The following is a 25,268-nucleotide window of genomic DNA, read 5'->3' on the forward strand; positions in this document are numbered from 1 at the left end:
CTATTTCACCGACGAGAAGGCGGTTGGCGCGAGAAACTGGCTGGAAATATTGGCCACGATCGGGCCATCGCGCTCGGACTCGTCACGGACCTTGAGCCATGCCGGATCGGTGGTGAAGGCCTTCCATTTCACTTCGCGCTCGGCAAGGGATTCCCAGGCGACGAAATAGGTCAGTCGATTGCTGTTTTCACCGACAACCGTGGTGAAGAACCCGGCCTGGCGGATGCCGTGCCGCTCCCAGATGGCCAGCGTTTGGTCGGAAAAACGCTTGAGCAAAGCCGGCAGCCTGCCCGGCAGGCAGTCATAGATACGCAGTTCGTAGATCATGGTTTCGTCCGTTTCTTTCTTTGCACCCTTGGGAAAGGTCGACACGAATGGTCGGTCGTTTGGCCCTGTGAGCCTGGGGGGAATGATGGTAGGAGGTCTGGGCTAACTCCAGGTCCGGTCCCAGCTATATTCATTGTCCCAACGCTCGGTGGATTGCCATATCCCCGTGACACCGGGCTGCAGATGCTGGCTGATCACCTCGTCCACCACGTCATCGATGCCCAGTCCCGGCTTGTCCGGCACTGTGATGAACCCGTCCTTGACCAGCGGCTTGGGCAAGCCGGTGACGATGTCGTCCCACCAGTCCACTTCGACGCTGTGGTACTCGAGCGCCATGAAGTTTTCCGTGGCCACCGCGACATGGGCGGCGGCCATCGCCGCGATCGGGCTTTCGGCCATGTGAATGGCCATGGCGACGCCATGCTCCTGCGCCGCGTCGCCGATCTTCTTGGTCTCTAGGATGCCGCCGGTGGTCAGCAGGTCCGGGTGGATGACGGAAATGCCTGATTTGAGCAGCGGCTCGAATGCTTGCCTGAGGTAGATGTCCTCACCCGTGCAGATCGGCACCGACGTCGCCTGCTGCAACTGCCGATACTGCTCGGTGTATTGCCAGGGGATCACGTCTTCGAGCCAGGCCGGCGCGTATTTCTCGATCCGCCGGGCGAGACGGATGCCGTCCTGCAGCGAGATGTGGCCGACATGGTCGATGGCGAGCGGGACCTCGTAGCCGATCACCTCACGAACCTCGTGGATATATTGGTCGAGCAGGTCGATGCCCTTTTCGGTGAAGTGGAGGCCGGTGAAGGGGTGCGGCACATTCTGCGCGTCATAGGCGACATTGCGCGCCCGGCGCTCGTCCAGCGTGCGTGCAGGGCCGCGAGCAGCATGCGTGCGGAAACCGTCGAGCACGCCGGCCGGCGCCACCACCGCGCCCGGTATGTGCGCGATCTGCGCCAGCCCGAGGTCCATTTTGAGGAAGGTGAACCCGAGATCCATCCGCGCCTTCAGCCGCTTGCCGGTCTCGGTGCCGCTGGGCTTGTCCGCATCGGTGTCGCAATAGACGCGCACCTTGTCGCGGAACCGTCCCCCGAGCATCTGGTAGATCGGTACGCCGTACGCCTTGCCGGCAAGGTCCCACAGCGCGATCTCGATTGCCGAGACGCCGCCACCTTGCCGCCCATGGCCGCCAAATTGCCTGATGCGGCGAAACAACCGGTCGACGTCGCAGGGGTTCTCGCCAAGCAGCCGGCTTTTCAGCATCAGCGCATAGGTCGCGCTGGCGCCATCGCGCACTTCGCCCAGGCCGACAATGCCCTGGTTGGTGTAGATCTTGATGAGCGCCGAGGTGAACGGCGCACCGACGATCTCGGCGACCCGCAGGTCGGTGATGCGCAGCTCGGACGGCTTGGAGTTCGTATTTACCCGATTGAGCGCCTCGCCGGCGCTACCCGTCTTGGGCATGGCTTATCCTCGTTCTGTTGGCTGCGTTTGGCGCCCGCACGCTGCGCCGGACAGAGCATCGCTAGCCCAGCTCAATCTCGTGGGCTTGCAGATAGTCGCGGTTCATCTCAACCCCGAGACCGGGTTTCGTCGTCAGCTTGAGATTTCCGTTTGAAACGTCGAGGGGTCTATCGATGAGGTGATCATATTTGCCAAGGTTCCACTCCGACGTTTCGAGCTTGTAGAAGTTGGGAACGGTCATCATCACCTGCGCTCCCGCAACCACGTTGATCGGTCCCGCCGCGTCATGCGGCGATACCGGGATGTAGTAGGCTTCGCACAGGGCGGAAATCTTCTTCAGTTCGGTAATGCCGCCGGTCCAGGTCACGTCCGGCATGATGTAGTCGGCGAGCTTGTTCTCGAGCACCGGCACGAAATCCCATTTCGTGTGGCCGCGCTCGCCCCACGAGATAGCGGCGCTGACCTTCTCACGCACCTGCTTGAGGGCATTGAGGCTCTCGGGCGGGCAAGGCTCCTCAAACCAGTCGATCTGGCCGGCTTCCTCAAGGCTCCGGCAGAGGCGAATGGCGGTGGGAACGTCGAAGCGACCATGCGCATCGATGAGGACGTCGATGTCGGGGCCCGCCGTTTCGCGGATCAGAGCCGTCAGTTCGGCGGCCTCACGCTCGTCCTTGCGGGTCATGCTGCCATCGAGGTAGCCGTCCCGCTGCTCGCGCGACTGCCCGTCGGCGGTGTTGCCCTGATGCGGGAAAGGATCGAACTTCAGCCCCGTGTGTCCGGACTCGACGATGTCTCGAATTTCGCGAACTACAGCCTCCTTGCTGGTAAACTTGCGTTGGTCAGGATGGGTATAGAGCGCGACCTCATCGCGTACCGGTCCGCCCAGCAGCTCGTAGATCGGCTTGCCAAGAACTTTGCCGCGAATGTCCCAGAGAGCTATGTCGATGGCGCTCACGCATTCGACGGCGGCGCCGCGGCTGCCCATATAGGTGAAGCTGCGGAATATCTTGTGCCACAGATATTCGATACGCGCCGGGTCCTCACCTGTCACGGCGGCACCGATCTGCCGCAGGATCGTGCACAGAGCGCGGTTGGCGAGCCTTGTGGTGGTGGTGATTTCTCCCCAGCCGCTCACCCCCTCGTCAGTCGTCACTTCGACGAACAGGAACTCTCCCCAATAAGAAGCGCCGGACTTGATCAGCCACGGCCGAACGCTCGTGATTTTCATCTCAACTGCCTTATGCGAAGTGGATCGGGATTGGTGCGTTCTGGACCGGATGTTCTATCCTGCCCGCGCGGCGCTACGCGCGCGCATGTGTTCGAGGACATGCCGGCCGGAGCCCTCGACATGCCGCGCGATCAGTTCGGCTGCCTCGTCGGCATTTCCCGCTTTTACATGCGCGATGAGCTCGCGGTGCTCGCGAAGGATCGCGGCACGCCGGGCGAGCGTGAAGTTGAAACGCCGGCTCACAGCCCGCAGCACTTCGCGATGCTTCCACCAAAGCTCGGCGGCATGGCGGTTGTAGTGTCTCTGGTACATCACGGTGTGAAAGGCCGTATCCAGCTCGCTGTGCCTGAACGTGTCGGCAAAGTTGTTCTCTTCAATCAGGCCCTGGATACGTTCGAGTTCGGCAATGTCCTCGACGGTAGCCATATTCACAAACCATCGCGTCAGGGCCGGCTCGATCAGGACTCCGATCTCGTAGATATCCCGGACAAAGTCCTGGTCTATAGGCCGGACACGCGCCCCACGGTTGGCAACAAAGGTGACAAAGCCCTCGCCCCGCAGAAGCTGCAGAGCCTCGCGCACCGGGTTGGTCGAGGTACCGTGACGGCGGGCGAGATCGGTGACCACAAGCCGCTCGTTGGCGGCGAGCCGCCCCTCGATGATGTCTTCCCGGATCAGTTGATAAAGCGAGGCGCCCTCGCTGGAGGCCCCGATAGGGTCGATCCCTTCGGGTGGCTCTGCTTTGAAATCGCTTGCTTCGGCCAAGGCTGCCCCCAGATCAATACACACTTCAATCGATATCACGCACGGTTTCCATAAACAATGTACGATTTGGCGCGTTGACAGACAATCCACGATCTGAAAACGTATGAAGTGCTCGAAGGGATACATCGAACGGAACGTTCGCCCACCGACGAGCAGGACCGCTCGCCTCGACGCAGAGCGGCGTGGGAGAGAAACCTGGAGGATACCTATGACGAGGATTTCACTCGGCGGTGCCGTCCTGCGCGGCACTGTCTCCACTGCTTTGATGGTATCGTTGATGTCCGCATCGGCGCTGGGCGCGGCGCCGGTCGACTTGAGCAAGTGGTCGCCGGAATATGTGCGTTCCATTGCGGGTACGCAGGATTTTGACACGGCGGGCGATTGCGCCAAGGTCACCCCGCTCGACTACAAGGGGCGACTGACTTTCTGGTATCAGGGCGTGTTCGAGGGCGACCCCGACCTCCTGCGCCAGTACTACAAGGATTTCTTCGAAACCTTCCGCAAGACCTACCCCAACATCCAGCTGGAAGAACAAGCCCTCACCTACAACGATCTCCTCGACAAGTTCCGCACGGCGCTTCTTGGCAATGCCGCGCCGATGGCGGTGCGCCTGCAAATCCTGGGCGGCACCGAATTCGCCGCAAAGGGCTATCTGCAGCCACTCAAGCCTGAGGATGTAGGGTATTCAACTGACGACTTCTGGCCCGGCGCCATGAAGGCCGTGACCTGGGACGGGGTGACCTACGGCATTCCAACCAACAACGAGACGATGGCGTTCATCTGGAATGCCGACATCTTCAAGCGTGCAGGCCTCGATCCGGACAAGGCTCCGGCAACCTGGGACGACGTCGTCAAGGATTCCAAGCAAATCCACGACAAGCTCGGCATTGCCGGTTACGGCCTCGTGGCCCGCAAGAATGCCGGCAATACGCCGTACCGTTTCATGCCGCAGCTGTGGGCCTATGGCGGCGGCGTCTTCGACGAAGCCACGGCGAACCCGACCTACAAGGAGATCCAACTCAACAGCCTGCAAAGCAAGGCGGCGCTGCAGGCCTCCTACGACATGTATGTTCGGGACAAATCGGTTCCGGTTTCGGCACTCACCAACCAGCAGGCCGACAACCAGCCCCTGTTCCTGGCCGGCCAGCTTGGCATGATGGTCTCGCATCCGTCCGACTACAACGTGATGCTCGACCTGCAGAAGAAGGCGACCGGCACCGACAAGGACAAGGCGCAGACCGTCATCGACAACATGCGCTATGGATTGATACCGACCGGCCCGGACGGCAAGCGCGCAGTCGTGTTCGGCGGCTCGAACATCCACATCCTCAAGCCCGAATATGTCGAGGGCGGCAAGGTGGACGAGCCGGCGGCAAAGGCCATCATCTGCATGTGGACGAGCCCGGAATGGTCGCTGAAGATGGCTTATGCCGGCTCGAACCCCGGCAACCTCAACGGCTTCAAGACCAAATGGATGAAGGAACGCCTGGATAGCATCAAGTTCCTCGATGTCACGACGTCGATGTTGCCATACGGCATCCCGTTCCCGGCGCTGCCGCAGTCCCCCGAGATCATGAACATCATCGTGCCGGACATGCTGCAGAATGCCCTGACCGGAGCGATGACCGTCGACCAGGCAGCGGACGACGCGGCCAAGAGGGTGAAAGAGCTGATGGACGGCGGACTCTAGCCGAAGCCTGACCTGCGATCCACCGGCTGCGCCGAGAGTGCAGCCGGTCCGTTTCGAAAAACAAGGGCACGCCAAAGTGACGATCGTGACCGGCAAGGCCGGAGCTCGGCAAGAGTTGCGGCCCGCTCGTTGGAGCCTGCTGCTGCGCAAGATCTGGGAGCATCGCGCTGACTACGCGTATGTGCTGCCTGCGATCGTCGTGATGCTCATCGTCATCGCTTATCCAATCTACTACACGGTCGAGCTGTCGTTCTTTAATACGCCGCCAGGCCTGCAGCTCCGCGACAAGATCTTCATCGGCTTCGACAACTACACGGCCATCCTTACAAGTCCGGTGTTCTGGAAGGTCACGTGGAACACCATTGTCTGGACATTGGCATCCACTTTCATCTCCTTCGCCCTCGGCTTTGCAGCGGCTCTGGCGCTTCACCGCGACTTTGTCGGTCGTGGCGTCCTGCGCGCCATCCTGATCGTTCCCTGGGTGATCAGCGCGGTCGCCGCCTCCTATATCTGGAAATGGATCTACCATTCGGATTTCGGCATCATCGGCGCGGTGCTGGTCGGCCTCGGATTGACCGACCGGCCGCCGAACTTCATCGACAGCGTCAGCACGGTGCTGCCCTCTCTCATCGTCGTCAATATCTGGCGCGAGTTTCCGTTTGCCATGATCATGATGATGGCCGGCCTGCAGACAGTTCCCGACCAGTTGCTGCGTGCCGCCAAAGTCGACGGAGCCAACGCGTGGCAGCGCTTCTGGCACGTCACCTTCCCGCACCTGAGAGACGTCTCGACGGTGACGATCCTGCTGCTCGCAGTGGCCAACTTCAATTCCTTCATCATCCCCTGGATCACGACCGGTGGCGGGCCGTCCAACGCTTCGCACATCTGGATCACCCATATTTATGAACTCGCCTTCGGCCGGCAGCGCTGGGGGGTGGCTTCCGCCTATTCGGTGCTCCTGTTCCTGTTCATGATGACGCTGGGCTACTTCTACGTCCGTGCGCTGAGCGGCAACGAGCGGAAAGAGGCGGACTCATGAGCAAGATTGCCGAGACTGCTCCTCGAAGCCGGTCCCGTCGCCGTAGCGGCGTCGACGGATGGCGGTGGGCCGGACGTATCTTCCTGGTGTTCATGCTGCTCTACACAGCATTGCCGATGGTCTGGATGCTGATCACTTCGATCAAATCCGGGTTCGCGGCGATGCAATTTCCGCCGCAATGGTGGCCCGATGAACCTACCCTCGCCAGCTATCAGAAGCTGCTCGATCCGCAGAACAGTGTCGGCCAGGACTTCCTCCGCTTCTTCTGGAACAGCCTTTTCGTGTCGACCGTCACGACAATCCTTTCGGTGATCGTGGCTGTCCCTGCGGCCTACGCGTTTTCGCGCTTCCGTTTTCCCGGCCGGAACTTCCTGTTCTTCACTGTGCTTTTGCGCAACATGTTCCCGGCGGTCATCTTTCTGGTGCCGCTCTTCATCCTGATGCGCATGCTGGGGCTGGTGAACACGCATGGATCGCTCATCCTCACCTACCTCACATTCGGCTTGCCGCTGGCGATCTGGCTGCTCAAGGGCTTCTACGACAACATTCCGGTGCAGCTCGAACAGGCCGCGCGCATCGATGGGGCAACACGGTTCCAGGCCTTTATCCTGATCGTGATGCCGCTCTCGACGCCGGGGATCATCGCAACGGCGATCTATTCCTTTATCGGCGCGTGGAACGAGTACATCTACGCCTATACCTTTCTGTCAAAGAACGAGCAGTTGACACTGCCGGTCGGTATCCAGCGCTTCTTCTCCGAAAATACGACGGACTTTCCCGGCCTGATGGCCGCCAGCTTTATGATGAGCGTGCCGGTGGTGGTGCTGTTCCTCGTCCTGCAACGACATTTCGTACGCGCCCTTACAGAAGGCGCGGTCAAGCACTAAGGAGCTGCCGATGGCCCACGTGGTCCTCAAAGATCTGGTCAAGACCTATGGCAGCTTCAAAGCCGTCAACAAAGTCTCGCTGACGCTCAATGACGGCGAATTCGTTGCGCTCGTCGGCCCCTCAGGCTGCGGCAAGACGACGACGCTTAATCTCATCGCGGGGCTGATCCCGATCACGTCGGGCGATATCGTCATCGGCGACCGGGTGGTCAACGACCTCGACCCCAAGGACCGGGACATCGCAATGGTGTTCCAGAACTACGCGCTCTATCCGCAAAAGTCGGTCTATATGAACCTCGCCTTCCCCCTGCAGATGCGCAAGCTGCCAAAGGACGAGATCGACAGGAAGGTCAGGGAAGCGGCGAAGGTGCTCGACATGACGCAACTGCTCGAGCGCAAGCCACGCGAGCTTTCAGGCGGGCAACAGCAGCGCGTGGCCCTAGGGCGCGCCCTGGTTCGAGATCCTGCGGTATTCCTGATGGACGAGCCGCTCTCCAATCTCGACGCAAAGCTGCGCGTGCAGATGCGGTCTGAAATCAAGCGGTTCCACCAGGACCTGAAGGCGACGATTGTCTATGTGACACACGACCAGCTCGAGGCCGTGACGATGGCAGACAGGATGGCCGTGATGAACGGCGGCTTCCTGCAGCAATACGATTCGCCGGCGCAAGTTTTCGCTCATCCCGCCAACATGTTCGTCGCGAGCTTCGTCGGCAGCCCTGCTATGAGCCTTATCCCGCTGGAGGCATCGACCGCAAACGGCGGCACAACTCTGACGAGCGCCGAAGGCTGGAGCCTCCCGCTGTCGCAACTCAACGCGCGCAAGGTGCTGGGAGCAACCACCAGGAAGGTGGTGCTCGGCGCGCGACATTCGACGATCAAGCTGCACAAGAGCGCCGCCCCCGGCGCCATTCCGGCCAAGGCCTATACGGTGGAGCCAACCGGAGACGTCACCTTCGTGCAAGCGTTCCTCTCCGGCGCGATCGTCAACATCAGCGTGTCTCCCAACATCGCCGTCACACCCGACGAGCACATCTGGCTCGAGTTCGATCAGGAACGCATCCATCTGTTCGACGGCGAAACGGAGATGGCCCTCCAGGCCGATTGAGACAGGGGCGTATGCGTTGGGGGAATGCGTGTGAATGACCACGAAACTTAAGATCACGGCGATCAAGCCTTATCCGGTGTGGGTGGGAACCCGCAACCAGATGCTCCTCAAAGTCGAGACCAACCAGGGTATCTTCGGCTGGGGCGAGAGCGGCTTGAGCGGTCGCGAGAAAGCCGTGGCCGGCGCGCTCGAGCACTATCGCGAATTTCTCATCGGCCGCGACCCGATGCAGATCGGCCGGATCTGGCAGGAGGTCTATCGCAGCCAGTACTTCGAAGGCGGACGCGTTCTGCAGGCTGCGATTTCCGCCATCGACATCGCCCTTCACGACATCAAGGGCAAGGCGCTGGGGGTACCGGTTTACCAGTTGCTCGGCGGCAAGCAGCGCGACCGCATCCCCACCTTCGCCTCGACCGGAGACGAGGCCGAGGGCGATGTTGCCATCGAACGAGCCCGGGAACTGTGCGCGCAGGGGTGGCAGGCGATCCGCTTCTTCCCCGCAGGCCAAAGCAGCAAGGACATCTTCGAGCCGCGCGAGTCGATCGGCGCTACCGCGAGGATGCTCAACAAGGCACGCGAGGCGCTGGGCGACGAGGTGGTCCTTGGTATCGACTATCATCATCGGCTGTCGGTCGCCGAGGCGGCGAGCTTCTGCAACAAACTCGGCCGTGGCGTGCTCGATTTTCTTGAGGAGCCGATACGCGACGAGACCCCGGAGGCCTACGAATCCCTGCGCACGATGACCGACATCCCGTTCGCCATCGGCGAGGAATTTGCCAGCAAGTGGCAGTTCCTGCCCTACATCGAGCGCGGCATCCACCAATTCAACCGGCTCGACGTTTGCAATGTCGGCGGGCTGACGGAGGCGATGAAGGTCGCTGGCTGGAGCGAGGCGCACTATGTGGACCTGATGCCGCACAATCCCCTTGGCCCAGTCTGCACAGCAGCAACCATCCATCTCGCCGCGGCGGTGCCGAATTTCGCATGGCTCGAAACCAGGGCGCCGGAAAGGAAGCTGGGCTTCGACAATTCCGAGTTCTTTCCCGTGCAACCACGGCTGGACGGCCCTGATTATCCGGTCAGCGATCTGCCGGGACTGGGCGTCGAGATCAACGAAGAGGCGATCCAGGCGCAGAGCTTCCGCTTCTGGGAAGCGCCTCACCTCAAGCGCCGCGATGGTTCAGTTACGAACTGGTAGTTCAACTTCAACCGGAGTCCCTAATGACGCATACTTCCGACATCACGCAGCGGCCGCCAAAAGACCTGATCGATGCGCTGAGGGAGATCGGCGCCGCGACGGTTGCCGGCACGCTTGGCCACATGGGCTTCCGCAATCCGCACATGGTTGGTCCGGTGGCGCAAAACCATGGGAAGTCGGTCGTCGGGCCGGCGCTGACGCTGCAATTCCTGCCGCAGCGGCCGGACCTATTCAGCGAGGGAGAATATGCCGATCCGGAGACGCAACTGCACCGCCACGTGCTCTATCACGCTCAGGAGGGCGATGTGGTCGTGGTCGACGCGCGCGGCGACATGAGCTCCGGCGTCTTCGGCGATATGATGTCCACCTATTTCAAGGGCAGAGGCGGCGCCGGCATCGTCATCGACGGATGCATGCGCGACAGGCCCAATGTCGAGAAGCTCGACCTCCCCCTTTGGCTGCGCGGCTGGACGCCCAACTATCATGTGCAGACCAGCATTTATCCCAATGCCGTCAACGTGCCGATTGCCTGTGGCGGTGTCACGGTGATCCCCGGCGACATTATCGTGGCCGACGACGACGGGGTGGTGGTGCTTCCGCTCGCAATGGCCGCAAAAGTGATCGAAGAATCACAGAAGCATCACGAGTGGGAGGAGTTCTCCCGCATGAAGCTGATGCAGGGTGCGCCACTGCAACGCTACTATCCGCTGCACGACGATGCCCGCGGCGAATACGAGGAATGGCGAAAGGCCAATCCAGTGAAGGGCTGAAGCAGAGCTACGCAGCAGACATGCCGGACTAGGGCATCCACGCGGCAGCACAAGCCTTTCAGGAGGCAATTATTGCGCGGGCTCTGAAATCCTCGCCTTACACTACTGGGCCGTTCTCACCGGAAGCCCTGCCGACGAGCATCTCGATCAAGAAGAACACTTTCTTCGGGCGAGGCGACGGCCCCGACACGGAAGGCGAAGGACGTGACCCGCGTCGCATTGGCATCGATCCCGCACCGGAAACGCAAATGGTACCACGTAGTTGCTGTGCGAAACGCGGTATCCGGGGCGTCAAGAATGTTGCCGGACTTCAGCGGAATACTTGGGATCAGATGGGGAGCATAGGCTGCATCCCTCAGTTCCTGGCTAAGAACGCTGGCGCAAAGTTGGGCGATCCTTTGGTCGCGGGGCACATCGGCCATCGAGCTCATCGCGAACACATCGCCAGTAGCGCCCTGCGAAAACAGTTTGCGGACACCCGGAAGGCCCGAATACGCCAAAGAGGTAGCCGCGGCCGTTGAGCCTCGCACTCCCGCATTTCCGGGTTCTGACTTCGCAGCCTTTACCGGCCGGGGTTTCGGCACATTGTCGGGCCTGGCCTGAGGAGCCTCGGCCGACGCTGGAAGCTCGATCTCACTGTCGTTCTCGGCAGCGGGCAAAGGCGTCGTGGTCGCGGACTCCTGTTTGTCGGCGTCTGGGGCTCCCGCTTCCTGCTTGTCAGCTTCCGACTTCTCGCCGATCTTGGTCGACTGAGCCGGTTCCTCGACATCCGGCGCAAGGGCGGGTTTACTCTCCGCATCCTTTGGCGCGGCGGCTGGCTCCGGCTCATTGTCCTTGGCCGGCGACGGCGCCTGGTCTTGATCGCTGCCCCCATCCATGGATTTTCTCGGGCCGGTATCTTTGTCGCCGAACTGGAAAACAGGCTTCAGGACGTTGACTGGCGGCAGCTTTTCCGGCGCCGGCTTTTCAACCTTCTGTTCGGGCGGCTTTTTCGCTTCGGGTTTCTGTGGAGGTTTCGGCTTCGGCGGTTCGGGCGGCGGCACGAGCGCGACATTGATCGGCTGCTCCTCCTGCGGCTCCTGAGGGGGCATGGGCAGGCCGTAGACCAGGAGCGCGGCGATGAGCGCATGCAGGATCAGCGATGCGGGCAAGGCCCACAGCAAAGTCCGACGCCGCTGCGATGTCTCCGTCTTCATCCCTCACGATGTGGAGCGAAACTGCGGCGGCATCAAGCACGGCCGCCGCACCGACGCATTTTAGTCGCAGCCCGGCGGTGAGGACCGGCCGCAAGCATTTGTGAGGTGATCGGGCGTTGCGTAAGCCGATGCTTTCGCAAGTTTGGGACCTGAACCGCTATTTGAGGGTTTCCAGTTTGGCGATAGCTGCGGTGAAGCCGCCTAGCGACACCGGGATGGTGACCGGCTTACGCGTCACCGATTCCATGCCTATGTTCAGATTGGTTCCCGACTTCATCGCCTTGACAAGCTCCGGTGACAGCGGCGTGGCGGCGTAGGCGCCGTTCTGGTCGCTGGTCTGGATCGCGATGGTGGTTTTCTGCCCCTGGTCGATCTGATAGCTGGCGCCGGACGGCAGGAACAAGCCGTGCGGAAGGGCAAGCAACATTGCCAGGCTGCCATTGCCAGGGTCGCGGCGCACGGTCACGGTCAGCACACGCTGGCCCGTCTTGGCTTCGGTAAGGTTTTGCGAAACCTGGCACTGAAGCTCGGTGTTCGCCGAGCCGCTGGAGCAGTTTACCGCCCATGGATTGGCATCGGCAGGCTTGGCTTCGGCAGGCTTTGCATCCTCGGCGAGCGCCGGCCCCATTGCCGAAACCACAAGCCACAAAATGCCAACCCACGCGGCCCGCCCAAAGATGGTTTTCAGCAGTCGAGCCACGCGATCCTCGCCGTGTCAGGGTTTTCGCGGCCTTGATACAACAGGCGAGCTTGGCCGGGAAGCCACTACAGGCGAATTAGAGCCGGCTAATGTACTGTTGCCTTGCTGCCACAATAAACAACTTTGCAATCTTGTAGGTGTAAAAAGAAGAATCGGCGCTCGCTATACAGTAGGATTCGGATAAATATTCGCGCCGAGCGTGTACTCCACGGGGTCCGTACGGGATGGAGACGACCGAGAAAACTCGGCAAATCAATGACATGGCGACGCACGGAAGACGCTTCCGGGCGAATACTGAGTATCGCCGGTCAGGCTTTTCCAGGCATTTGTGGAAGACAACAGCACTTTCCACCTTGGCACTTGCCCTTTCCGGCATAGCCGCGCAGGCGGGTGACAATGGACTGTGGCAGCCACAGGTCCGCGCCATCATCGGCGCCAACAACAATGGCGGCAACACGGCCATCGAGGGCTTCCTGCCGCTGAAGCAGAACCTCGAATCCGTTCTCTTCCTCGATGTGCGCTCGAAATACGATTTCGACGACGGCTTCGGCCAGGATGTCGGCCTCGGCGTTCGCCGCATCGTCAATCCGGATCTGATGGTCGGCGGCTACGCCTACCTCAACATCCAGAATCACGACAGCCACCAGTTCGTCGCCTCGACGCTCGGCCTCGAGGCCATCACCTCGAAATATGACGCGCATGTAAACGTCTATCTGCCGATCAGCGGCGACCGCCACTCGAGCGGGCAAGAGTCCAGCCTCTCGCTGGTCGGCCATCAGCTGATCGAGCAGATATCGGCCATCGACCACCGCGACTACGCGGCTTGGGGCATAGAGGGCGAGATCGGCGTCCAGGTGCCGCTCGACCTGCCTGAAAACCATTCGCTGCGCTTCGATGTCGGCGCCTACCATTTCGGCGATCCGGATGGCGACGACCGCAGCATCACCGGCGCCAAGGCCGGCCTGGAATACTCGATCGGCGACGTCATCGGCAGAGGCACGTCGCTGACCTTCACCGGCGAGGTGCGCAACGACAATCGCGACGACACCCAGTTCGCCGGCAGCATCCGGCTGACGGTGCCGCTCAACGCTTTCGACCAGACCACTTCATCGGTCGATGACGGCACCGAGCCAGTCTACCCGGTCAGCCCCGGCCTGCGCAAACGTCTCAACGAGCGCGTGCGCGGCGACATCGGCGTCCGGATCGAGAGCCACGACAAGGTCACAAGCTCGACCACGCGTGTCGCGATCAACGCCGCCACCAACTCGGCGTTCGGCCAGTTCTTCTTCGCCGATGGCGACAACGACGCGCTCGGCCTTGGCACGATCGGCGACCCCACCACGCTCGACAATGCAGTCGCCGGCGCCGGCGCAAATGGCGTTGTCGTCGCGCTCGGTGGCAAGGGCAACATTACGACAGCCGGCGTGACGCTCGCCAACGGCCAGATCGTCATCGGCGGTGGCGGCGGCGTCCAGGCGAAGCTCGCCGACGGCAGCATCGGCACTTATAATTTCGGCGGCTCCAACGGCACCATTCAGGGCACCAATCCCGCCAACAATGTCCTGACGCTCGCCAACGGCAACACGCTGAGCGGCATCACCATCACCGGTGGCAAGGACGGCGTTTTCGGCAACAACATCACCGGCGCTACGCTGACCAACGTCACGGTCACCGGCACCGGCGGCAATGGCGCCAGCTTCACCGGCACGTCGACCGGCGTCAAAGGTTCGAACTTCACCGCGACCGGCAACGGCCTCGACGGCCTGCATATCGAAGGCGACGGCACCTACAACTTCACCGGCACGACGCTGCTGCAGGGCAATGGCGACGACGGCCTGGACGCAACCGGCCACGGCACCTACACCTTCGCCACCCTCAATGCCCTGGACAACAACGATGCCGGCATAACCGTGAAGGGCACCGGGGTCGCCGGCTCGATCACCATTACGGGCGGCCAGGTGTCGGGCAACAAGGCGCTCGGCGATGACGGCGTCAGCGTCTTCATCGATCCGATCACCGCCCATATCGTGTTGGATTCGATCACCCAGACCGGCGGCACGTCGGCCGTTGTCCTCGACCATGTCTCCGGCAGCTTTACCGTCACCGGCGCGACCAATGCGACGGGCACCACCGGACCCGCCATTGCGATCACGGAATCGCCGGCGGCGATCCGCTTTGGCGACATCAACATCACCAATCCCCTCGCCGACGGCATGGTGTTTGCCGGCGCCAATACATCGGTGATTGCCGGCAACATCGTTATTGCGGGCCTTGGCGCTGGCGTCGGCCTCGACTTCTCGAACAGCGCGACGAATTTCACGGCGCAGTCGCTGAACATAACCGGCACCGGCGGCACGAATTCGATCGGCATCGATCTCGCCCAGACCGACGGCGGCACGATCATCATCACCAATGGCGGCACCATCGCCAATGTCGGCACCGGCGTGCGGCTCGGCATTGCCGGCTCGCCGGCCGACACCGCCAACGCCCAGTTCACCTTCGGCGGCGGCTCGATCGGCGGCAACCTTGCCTCACTCGACGCACGCGGGCTGAACCCCGGTTCCGGGCTTTACAATTTCGGCTCGACCCAGTTCAACGGGCCGCAGCTATTCGACGTGGCGCATCTGCTCTTTGTCGCCGCGGCGGCGACCGGCACCGGCGACGGGTCGTCCCTAGACAATCTGGCCACGATTGCCGATGCGGACGCCAACGCGGACGGCCAGGCCATCTTCGTGCTGGTCAATCGCGGCCTCATCGACGATACGGACGGCTTCACGCTCGACGCAGGGCAGACGCTGGCGTCCTTCGGCAGCGGCCGCACCTTCTCGCTCGGCGGCGTGCCGATGAACGTCGTCGGCGACAATGTCCAGCACAATTCCACCGTCTCGGACGGCGCGGGCGCGGCGACGCTGACCGCTTCGGGCAGCGGCGACGTCGTCACATTGGCCAGCAATAGCTCGCTGCTGGATTTCAACATCTCGGGCGGCACCGCCAACGGCATCCATGGCAGCGGCGTCACCGGCGTCACGCTGACGGGCATGACCGTGTCCGGCGCCAACCTCAACGGCGTGCTGTTCGACGGCACCAACGGCGTTTCCGGCAGCGATTTGAGCTCGACCGGCAATGGCGGCGCTGGCCTGTCGATCCAGGGCGACGGCACGTATAATTTCACCGGCACGACGACGTTGTCGGACAATACCGGCGATGGCCTGCTGATCAACGGCAACGCCATCACCAGCTTCCAGACGCTCAATGCGACCGGCAATGGCGGCAATGGCGTCAAGGCCACGTCAACCGGCACCGGCTCGCTTTCGATCGAAGGCGGCATCGTCAGCAACAACACGACAGCCGCCTTCCAGGCCACGAACATCGGGCTCGACGTCACGCTGGACAATATCGGCCAGGTCGGCGGCACGACCGGCGTCAGCCTTTCGGGTGTCTCAGGCAGCTTCAGCGTCACCGGCCCGACGACGATCGATAGCACCACGGGCGACGGCATTTCGGTCAGCGGGAGCACGGCAACGGTCGGGTTCAGCGGCGATGTGCTCATCAGCCAGGTGCTTGGCAACGGCATCGCGCTCAACGGCAACACCGGCGCCGTCAGCTTCGGCTATGCGGAAATTGGTCTGCCGGGCCTCAACGGCATCGACGTTCAAGGCGTCAACGGCACGATCGGCTTCGGCACGATATTTATTGGCGGCGTCGAGGCCACCGGCCTCGACCTGTCAGGCAGCCAGTCGACCTTTACCGCCAATTCGCTCACCGTCTTCGGCGGCGCCACCTCAACCGGCATCGACCTGTCGGGCACGACCGGCGGCTCGGTCACGATCGGCACCGGAACAATTACGGCCGATACCGGCGTGCAGATGGGCACGCATGGGGCAGCCGGAACCACCGCCAACACGGTGTTCTCCTTCGGCGCCACCGGCGGCGGCACGATCACCGGCACCACCGCCTCGCTCGACATGCGCGGCCTGATGGCCGGCAGCGGCACTTATGCCTTCAACGCCACGCACCTGGTCGGCCCGCAGCTGTTCGATGCCGCCAACGTTGTCTTCGTCGGTGCCGCCAATACCGGTTCCGGCACCGGCGCCAGCGTCAATGACCTGATCAATGCGGCGGCTGCCGACGATCTGACGACCGATGCCAGTACCATTTTCGTCCTCGTCAATGACGGCAACGGAAACCTCGGCACCGATGCCGACGGCTTTACGCTTGCCGACGGCCAGCAGATCGTCTCGTTTGCCAACGGCAACACGATCGCTCTGGGCGGGCCTCCGGCCAACGTTACCGGCACCGAGGTCGTGACCGCCGGCACCCAAGTCGATCCGTTCGGCAATGGCGCCGCCACGCTCAACAACTCGACAGGCAGCGCAATCAACCTGGCCAACGGTAACCGCGTCGCCGATCTCAGCGTCAGAAACGCCGGCTCGGGCTCTGCGATTGACGGGGCCGGCTCCGTCGGCGTGACGATCAACGGCGTGACCATCGAAAGCGCGGTCACCGGCGTCAACCTGACCGCCGCCTCGGGCGCCGTCAGCGTCACCAACCTAACAATCCAGGCGGCTCAGAACGGCATCGCTCTGGACAATAACGGGGCTGCGGTCACCTTCGGCGGCACGACGACGATCGGTGGCGTCACCGGAACCGCCCTATCGCTTGATAATTTCGGTGGCAACGCCACTTTTGCGAATTTCGATATCAATGGCGCTGGTATAGGCATCAACCTCGTTGGTGGTTCTACAGGCACCTTGAACTTTGACGCCGCGAGCTCGATTGCCAATACGACGGGCGTGGCGTTCAACATCGACAATGCCCAGCCGGACCTGACCTACAACGGCACCATCAACCAGACCAGCGCGGCAAGCGCGGTAAAGATCAATGCCATGTCCGGCGGCAGCACGGCCACCTTCGGCGGCAAGATTACCGCCAGCACCGGCGCCGCCAACGCGATCGACCTGACCAACAATCTGGGTGGTACGATCAAATTCACCGGTGGGCTCGACCTGACGACCGACGGCGGCTTTGGCTTCAGCTCCGTCGGTGGCGGAATACTGAGCGTCACAGGCTCCGGCAACACGGTTACAACGGGGGCCGGGCTAGCCGAAAGAGGTATTCAACTGCAGGGCGGCCCGAACACCCTGGTCATCGCGCAAGGGTTTACTTTCGACAGTGTCACTGTCGACGGCTCTGGCGGAGCGGCGGCGACGGGCATCGTCATCCAGAACACCATCGGCAGCAATATCACCTTCGGTGCCGTCAACATCAACCGCGTCAATGGCGACGCCATCCGCCTCACCAACGTTGCCAACGCCGTTACCTTCAATGGCACGACGACGATCGACACGGTCATTGGCGGCGGCGCCGGTTTCGTGGTGGAAGGCAGCGCCGCGACGGTCAATGTGAACAATCTGGTGACAACGCTGGTTTCCGGCGCCGACGTCAACCTGACCAACAACACCGGCACGATTGGCATTGGCGGCACCATCACCAACTCCGGCAGCGGCGACGGCGTGGTCGTATCCGGCGGCAGCGCGGCGATCACGGTCTCGGCCGGCATCTCCAACTCGGCCACCGCGCCGGGCACCGCGGTGAAGGTCGACGGCATCACCGGTGGTTCGGTGACCTTCAGCGGCAATTCCACCTCGACCGGCACCGGCAATCTCTTCAACATCGGCTCGACGACGGCACCGAGCGGCGGCACGATCAGTTTCACGGGCTCGACGCTGACGGCGACGGGCGGCGGCGGTGCGGTGATCGGCGGGCTCGGCGTCGGCGCGACCTTCAACGCCACCGCGGCGCTTTCTGTCACCAACGCGACCGGCAACGGCCTGTCCGTCGCCAATGTTGCCGGCAGCGCCACCTTCGGAGCGGTGACGGTGAGCGGCGCCGGCGGCAACGGCATCGACATTTCAGGCAATTCCGGCTCTGTCACGCTCGGCACGACCAAGGTGACGATGGGCGCCGCCGCCAATACGGCCGGCATCAATTTCAGCGGCACCAATGCCGATGTGAGCTTCGGCACGACGACCATCGACAATGTCGGCGCCAACCAGACCGGTATCGACTTCAGCGGTTCCTCCACGACAGCCGATTTCGGCCTGACGACGATCACCGGTCTTGGCGATCTGACCTCGCGCGGCATCGACCTGTCGTCGACCACCGGCAACAAGGTCATCACCTTCCTGCAGGGGTCCAAGATCGACAATCTTGGCGTCGGCGTCGAATTGTCGTCCGGCGGCACCACCGCGACCTCAGCCAACGCCACCTTCACTTTCGGCGACGGCGACTCCACCGACGGGCTGGAATCCTTCATCATCGCCGCCGCCGGCGGCTTCACCGTCAACACGGTCGGTCTCGATCCGACGCTCGGCAACTACGATTTCGACGACGTGTTCTTCACCGGCAGCGCCAACCTTGCCACAGCGCCCGGTTCGGTCACGCTGGTCTCGCAGTCGGGCGGCTTCATCGCCGCCGGCACGACCGGCAATCTCAGCATGGGCGTCAACACCATTTCGCTCGCCGCCGCCGATGCGCTGACCGGCGCGCAGAACTTCGCCTTCGTCGGCACGATCAATCTTGGCGCCACCGCCTTCACGCTCGATTCTGGCCAGACGATCACCGGTTTCGGCAACAGCAATGTGGTTTCGACCGGCACGATCCAGCCGGCCAACGTCCAGGGCAATCTCGGCGCCACCGGCGGCAACATCACCGGCGACGAGGCCGTGGTCAGCGGAACGGCCAACCTGATGCAGCTACTCGGCGACAATGCCGTGCGCCACACCGCATTCGACTTCAGCAGCGCCACCGGTGCCGCCTTCCTGATCGACCAGAGCGCGGTTGGCTTCAGCAATGCCAGCGGCATCACCATCGAAGGCGTGACGATCTCGAATGTCGCGGCAGGCCGGACGGCGATCCAGGTTGCCGGCCTCAATGGCAATCTGTCGGTCATCAACAACAACATCAACGTTGCCGGCACGCTGCTCGACGTCAATGGCGGCACCGGCACCATCTCGGTCTCGCGCGGCATCCTGCCCAACAGCGCAACGCCGGGAACGCTGACCGGTGGCGGTATCAGTATCGCCAACCGCACCGGCGGCGCGGTGACCTTCACCGACCAGGTGACCATCACCGGCGGCAATGGCGTCTCGATTTCGGGTGGCAGCGCGGCAGCCGCGGTCAATTTCAACGGCGGCCTCGACATCACGACGTCCGCCACCACCGGCCTCAGCCTGTCGGGCCTCAATGTCCTGACCGTCGCCAATGCCGGGTCCACGACGATCAACGCGACGGGCCAGACGGCGCTGTCGCTGCAAGGCACGCTCGGCGGCGGCGGCGTCAACTTCGACAGCATCACCTCGAGCGGCGGCACCAGCGGCATCATCCTCAACGGCCTCACCGGGGCGGTGAATGTCTCCGGCGCGACGAGCATCACCGGCACCAGCGGCTTCGGCATCGACGTCACCGGCGCCAACAGCGGCACGTTCACCTTCGGCGCGGTGACGGTCAACAACACCGCCACCGCCGGCGGCGGCATCCATGTGGTATCCGGCACGGTCAACGTCACCGGCCTCGCCAACATCGATACGGCGAGCGGCGTCGGCCTGTCGCAGAGCGGCGGCACCACCAGCTTCACCGGCGGCCTGACCATCGACACCACGACCGGCACCGGCATCGCCGGTACCGGCGGCACGATGGGCATCACCGCCACCGGCGGTGCCGAGACGGTGAACTCAACCCTCGGCCAGGCGATCAGCCTCTCCGGCGTCGCGGCGACCATTGCGTTGGACTCGACATCGTCTGGTGGCGGCACCAACAATGTCAGCCTGACCAACGTCACCGGCACGGTGGGCCTCGGTTCCGGCTCGCTGACCGGCGCGTCGGCCGTCGCATTCCTGCTCGGCGGTGGCGACGCGACCGTCAGCTATGGCGGCACGGTCACCAAGACCACCGCCGGCAATATCGTCGACATCTCCGGCGTCACCGGCGGTACGGTCACGCTGTCGGGCAACCTCAGCGCCACCGGTGGCTTCGACAACGGCATCGATGTCCACACCAACAGTGGCGGCACGTTCAATTTCAACGGAGCCATGACGCTTTCCACCGGCGCCAGCCCGGCAGTCAGTCTGATTGCCAACACCGGAGCCGTGATCAATTTCGGTGGCGGATTGGGGATCACCACCACGTCCGGCACCGGCTTCAACGCCACCGGCGGTGGCACGATAAGCGTCACCGGCGGCGCCAACACGATTTCGACCGGCAGCGGCACCGCGCTGAACCTCAGCGGCGCGACGATCGGCGCGGGCGGCCTCAACTTCAGCTCCATCTCCGTCAATGGCGCGGCGACTGGCATCTCGCTGAACAACATCGCCTCGTCCGGCGGCGGCGCCATCGCGCTTGGCACGGTCAATTTGCAAGGCATCACCACGCGCGGCGTCGATGTTTCCGGCTCGCTTGGCGCGGCGCTGTCCTTCAACGATCTCGACATCGGCCTGAACAGCACCACGGGTGTGGCCTTCGATCTCAACGGCGCCACCATCAATGCGGCGATAACGGCCAATGATTTCGACGTGACCAACGCGGCCGCCGCCGGCACCTCGATCGGCATCGACCTGCGTGGCGCCATTGGCGGCCAGACGGTCCGCCTTGGCGACGCCGCGGCCGGCGGCGCCAGTTCCAGCATTGCCGGCGTGAACACCGGCGTGTTCCTCAACAGCGCGACCAACCTTGCTTTCACCTATGGCGATGGCGAATCGGCGATCGACCAGCTCTCGACCATCGGCGCCAATGTCGGCATCGACGCTTCCAGCGCGCCGGTGGCCGGCACCTACAATTTCCAGGACGTGAATTTCCAGGCGACCCCAGGCCTCGGCTTCGGTGTCGGCAAGGTCTATTTCGTTGGCGCGACGTCGACCGGCGACGGCAGCGGGCGCGACCAGAACAATCTGGCCACGCTCTCGACGGCCGAAGCCGCGGCGGTGGCGACCGACATCATCGTTCTCGTCAACAATGGCGGCGTCATCACCGCGCAGGGCAGCAACGGCAACGACACGCTGGCGCTGGCCACCGGCGAGCAGGTGCGCGGTTTCGGCAATGGCAACATCAACCTGGCGCTGACGGTACCCTCAACCATCCAGCTGGCCAGCAACAACATCTCGATCATCGACCAGACGCCGGACGGCGCGGCGACCCTGACGACAAGTGCCGGCAGCAACGCCATCACGCTCGGCGCCAGCGGCAACATTATCGACGGCTTCATCCTCGACGGCAGCCCGGCGGGCGCGGCGCGCGGCATCAAGGACAATGGCGCCGGTGCTTCCGGCACCACGATCAGCCATATGACGATCCGAAATTTCTTGACCGCCGGCGTCGAGATCACGCCGTCGACCAACACGACGATCGGCAATGTGACATTCGCCAACAACGCGTCGGACGTCATCGTCAATGCGCTGGGCACCACCATCACCAACGTCAGCAGCACAGGCGCCACCGGCATCGCCTTCGACCTGCGCAACACCACCGGCACCACGACGCTGACCAACGTCAATGTCACCACGGCGGCGACGGGAACCGGTATCGTCTTCGGTGGCGCGTCCGGTCCCCAGGGCACGATTACGGCTACCAATGTCGATGTCACGGGCGGCGCCGGTGGCGGGATCAAGGTCACCGGTGGCAACGCTGCCATCACCTTCGACGCGGCGAGCTTTGTTGCCAGCACGTCGACCGGCACGGCGGTCACCATCGCGACCAGGACTGGCGGCAGCTTCGCCTTTGCCGGGGCGGTCGTGGCAAATGGCGCGGCGAGCGGCATCAGCGTTTCCGGCGCGACAGCGGCGAACACGGTCAGCTTCACCGGCGGCGTCGCTCTCGGCACGACCACGGCGCTGACCGGCACCGCCGTCTCGATCGACAACAACGGCACCGCCTCGACGGTCAGCTTCGCCAACCTCGACATCGTCAGCAACGGCACGACCGGCTTCAGCGCCAGCAATGGCGGCACGGTCAATGTCACCACCGGCACGGTGAATTCCACCGGCGCGCAGGCGGTCAACCTCAACGGTATCGCTGCCGGCGTCAACTTCACCTCGACCACGTCGACCGGCGGCGTCAACAATGTCGCGCTGACCAATGTCACCGGCACGGTCGCGCTCGGCACCGGTGCGCTGAGCGGCGCGACGGGCACATCGTTCGATGTCAGTGGCGGCAGCGCCACCGTCACCTATGCCGGCACCATCACCCAGGCAACCGCCGGCCAGCGCATGATCGCGATCGCGAACACGACCGGCGGTGCGATAAATTTCACAACCGCGACGGTGAACGGCCTCAACAACTCGGCGGCCACCGGCACCGGCATACTCATCGACGGCGCGGCGGGCAACGTCACCGTCAACAATGCGAGCCTCACCGGAGCGCGCGGCATCACCATCCTCGGCGATGCGGCGAACAACGCGACCGGCACCTTCACCTTCAACAATGTCGCCATCCAGACTGCCGCCGGCGCGACGAACCATGCCTTCGTCATCGACGGCGATCAGGGCCTGCCGCCCAACAACGATGTCAGCGCGACCGTCAACCTGAACAATGTCGACATCACCAACCCGGGCGGCAACGTCGTGAACATCCGGGGCATGAATGGCGGTTCGGTCACGTTCGACTCCGCCAGCTCGATCACCCGCAACGACAATGGCCTGGGCATCCTTGCCACCAGCAATCAAAGCGGCACGATCACCTTCGGCGGCACCACGAAAACGCTGACCACCGGCGCCAACAACGCTGTCGATTTGACCGCGAATGGCGGCACGGTGATCAACTTCACCAATGGCGGGCTGGCGATCAACACCACCACCAGCACCGGCTTCAACGCCACGAGTGGCGGCACGATCTCCGTGACAGGTGCTGGCAATTCGATCACCACGACGGGCGGCGTCGCCGTGAATCTTGACACCGTCGCCATCGGCGCGGGCGGCATGACCTTCGCTTCCACGAACAAGAGCGCCGGCGCCACCAGCGCCGTCATCCTCGATACCGTCATCGGTGCCGGCGCGATCGATCTCGGCACCGGCGCGCTGGTCGGCGGCACCAGCGCGGTGATCCGCATCGGCGATGGCTTAGGCACTGCCAACAGCGGCGGCACGGCGGCATTCACCTATGCCGGCACCATCACCAGCGGCACCGGCCGTGGCATCGACATCCAGGATCGCGCAGCGGGCGCGGGCAACATCACGCTGTCGGGCAACATCACGCACAATGTGGCGGGCCAGGTCGGCATTTTTATGGACGACAATGCCGCCGGCATCATCACCTTCTCCGGCGCTTCGAAGTCGATCACCTCGACGACGGCGGCGGGCGTCAGCCTGACCGACAATGGCGGCGCGACGATCGACTTCACCAATGGCGGGCTGGCCATCACCACCACCAGCGGCGCCGGCTTCAATGCCACGGGCGGCGGCACGGTGACGGTGCAGGGCACCGGCAACACCATCGCGTCCGGCACGGGCACGGCCCTCAATATCGCCAACACGACGATCGGCGTCAGCGACGTGACGTTCAGGAGCATTGCGTCCAATGGCGCAGCCAACGGCATCGTGCTCAACAACACCGGTACGAGCGGCAATCTGGTGGTGACCGGCACCGGCGCGACGGCGGGCAGCGGCGGCACGATCCAGAACTCGACCGGCGACGGCGTCAGCCTGACCGACACTCAGGATGTCAGCCTGAGCAACATGATCATCAGCGACAATGCGGGCAACGGCATAAAGGGCCTGCGGGTCAACGGTGTGGTACTCAACGGTCTGACCCTGAACAGCAATGCCGATAACAACACCGAGTCCGGAATCCTGTTCAACGAACTTACCGGCAATGCCTCGCACGTCACCACGTTCACCAACCTTATTGTCTCCAACTCATTCACCCACAACGTGCAGGTCATCAATTCCGGCGGCACGTTGACGAATCTGGTGGTGAGCGGCGGCACGTTCTCAAACAACGGCGCCTCCGACAATGCCGGCAGCGACTTCATCTTCGAAGCGGACGGCGCCGGTGTCGCCGGCACGCCGACGATGACGCTGACCGTGGACGGCGCAACCTTTACCGGCAACAACGCTTATCCCGGGCCGGGCGTCATCCCTGGAACCGGCCTATTCGTCATTGCCAATGACGGTACCGTCAACGCTCACATCGGCGAGACCACGGGAAATCTCTTCAACAACCTGAACAACGGCATCAACCTCACCCAGAGCAGCAATGCCGGCGCCGGCACGGGCGGCAATCTGAATTTCACCGTCAAGAACAACACCGTCACCAACAGCGAAGGGAACGCCATCAACGTGTTCAGCAGCGGCGACCTCGCCCGGACGCTCGACGGCATCATCGCCAACAACGTCATCGGTACGCAAGGCGTGGCAACCTCGGGATCGGTAGCCGGCTCTGGCATCCGGATTGGACATGAAAGCCTCGGCGTCGCCAAGGTGCTGATCGACAACAACATCATCCAGAGCATCGGCGTCAACGGCGTAAGCGGTGGCGACAGCATCACGATCTCGCAACTCGTCCAGCCGGGCACCGTGCACGCGACGGTAACCAACAATATCATTCGCGACAATGCCGACAGCCGCGGCATCACGGTCACCGCCACGTTTGCCGGCGCCATCATCAATGCCGACGTTCACGCCAACACCATCACCAATGTCAACAACGCCAATGCCATCCGCTTCCTCGCGGACGGCCTCGGCGCCGCCGACGGCACCATCAACGTGCCGCAGGCGAACGAGGCAGGTATCGAAGCCGTCAATGGCGGGGCAACGGCGCTGACGGACGGCCGGACGTTCTTCAGCCAGCCGCTGCCACTGCTGCCTGCAGCCACGCCGTAATCGCAACCTTGGATTCCACCTTGGGAAATA

At 63.0% G+C, this 25,268-nt stretch carries 13 protein-coding genes; 7 read left to right on the plus strand and 6 right to left on the minus strand.

Features of this window, described 5'->3' with window-relative positions; genetic code table 11:
* From AC1DZ8_RS25990 to AC1DZ8_RS26005, 4 genes are all read right to left on the minus strand, one after another.
* Window positions 1-327: an NIPSNAP family protein gene (locus AC1DZ8_RS25990; protein ID WP_477300785.1), complete on the minus strand. Its 327-nt coding sequence runs from the start codon at window positions 325-327 to the stop codon at window positions 1-3.
* A gap of 102 nt (window positions 328-429) precedes the next feature.
* Window positions 430-1,788: a mandelate racemase/muconate lactonizing enzyme family protein gene (locus tag AC1DZ8_RS25995; protein WP_477300783.1), complete on the minus strand. Its 1,359-nt coding sequence runs from the start codon at window positions 1,786-1,788 to the stop codon at window positions 430-432.
* A 61-nt stretch (window positions 1,789-1,849) separates the two neighbouring features.
* Entirely contained in the window at window positions 1,850-3,016 is a 1,167-nt protein-coding gene (locus AC1DZ8_RS26000) for a mandelate racemase/muconate lactonizing enzyme family protein (RefSeq protein ID WP_477300781.1), read from the minus strand.
* A 54-nt stretch (window positions 3,017-3,070) separates the two neighbouring features.
* Window positions 3,071-3,781, minus strand: coding sequence for a GntR family transcriptional regulator (locus AC1DZ8_RS26005; RefSeq protein WP_112562095.1), 711 nt, complete (start codon window positions 3,779-3,781; stop codon window positions 3,071-3,073).
* A gap of 208 nt (window positions 3,782-3,989) precedes the next feature.
* Here AC1DZ8_RS26005 and AC1DZ8_RS26010 point away from each other — a divergent pair, with 208 nt between their 5' ends.
* The 6 genes from AC1DZ8_RS26010 to AC1DZ8_RS26035 all read left to right on the plus strand — a co-directional run bounded on the left by AC1DZ8_RS26010 (window position 3,990) and on the right by AC1DZ8_RS26035 (window position 10,473).
* Entirely contained in the window at window positions 3,990-5,471 is a 1,482-nt protein-coding gene (locus AC1DZ8_RS26010) for an ABC transporter substrate-binding protein (RefSeq protein WP_477300779.1), read from the plus strand.
* Window positions 5,472-5,547: 76 nt separating this feature from the next.
* Entirely contained in the window at window positions 5,548-6,510 is a 963-nt protein-coding gene (locus tag AC1DZ8_RS26015; RefSeq protein ID WP_477300777.1) for a carbohydrate ABC transporter permease, read from the plus strand.
* Entirely contained in the window at window positions 6,507-7,397 is an 891-nt protein-coding gene (locus tag AC1DZ8_RS26020; RefSeq protein ID WP_477300775.1) for a carbohydrate ABC transporter permease, read from the plus strand. The genes AC1DZ8_RS26015 and AC1DZ8_RS26020 overlap by 4 nt, the downstream gene beginning before the upstream one ends.
* Window positions 7,398-7,407: 10 nt before the next feature.
* Window positions 7,408-8,505 carry an ABC transporter ATP-binding protein gene (locus AC1DZ8_RS26025; RefSeq protein ID WP_477300773.1) on the plus strand — a complete coding sequence of 366 codons (1,098 nt, stop codon included), beginning with the start codon at window positions 7,408-7,410 and terminating at the stop codon, window positions 8,503-8,505.
* A 34-nt stretch (window positions 8,506-8,539) separates the two neighbouring features.
* Window positions 8,540-9,703 (plus strand): mandelate racemase/muconate lactonizing enzyme family protein, encoded by a 1,164-nt coding sequence (locus AC1DZ8_RS26030; protein ID WP_477300771.1) that lies wholly within the window; start codon window positions 8,540-8,542, stop codon window positions 9,701-9,703.
* A 23-nt stretch (window positions 9,704-9,726) separates the two neighbouring features.
* Window positions 9,727-10,473, plus strand: a complete 747-nt coding sequence (locus AC1DZ8_RS26035) for a ribonuclease activity regulator RraA (protein WP_477300769.1) — start codon at window positions 9,727-9,729, stop codon at window positions 10,471-10,473.
* Window positions 10,474-10,589: 116 nt separating this feature from the next.
* Here AC1DZ8_RS26035 and AC1DZ8_RS26040 read toward each other — a convergent pair whose 3' ends face one another.
* Both AC1DZ8_RS26040 and AC1DZ8_RS26045 read right to left on the minus strand, forming a co-directional pair.
* Complete coding sequence (locus AC1DZ8_RS26040) at window positions 10,590-11,624, minus strand: DUF930 domain-containing protein (RefSeq protein WP_477300767.1); 1,035 nt, start codon at window positions 11,622-11,624, stop codon at window positions 10,590-10,592.
* Window positions 11,625-11,826: 202 nt separating this feature from the next.
* A complete protein-coding gene (locus AC1DZ8_RS26045; RefSeq protein WP_477300765.1) occupies window positions 11,827-12,297 on the minus strand; it encodes an invasion associated locus B family protein in 471 nt (156 codons plus the stop codon).
* Window positions 12,298-12,722: 425 nt separating this feature from the next.
* Between AC1DZ8_RS26045 and AC1DZ8_RS26050 the strand changes: the two genes are divergently transcribed.
* The gene (locus AC1DZ8_RS26050) at window positions 12,723-25,238 is read left to right on the plus strand and encodes a beta strand repeat-containing protein (protein ID WP_477300763.1); all 12,516 of its coding nucleotides are present in this window, start codon (window positions 12,723-12,725) and stop codon (window positions 25,236-25,238) included.
* The last annotated feature ends 30 nt before the right edge of the window (window positions 25,239-25,268 follow it).

Source organism: Mesorhizobium sp. P2_F7 (genome assembly GCF_056403695.1).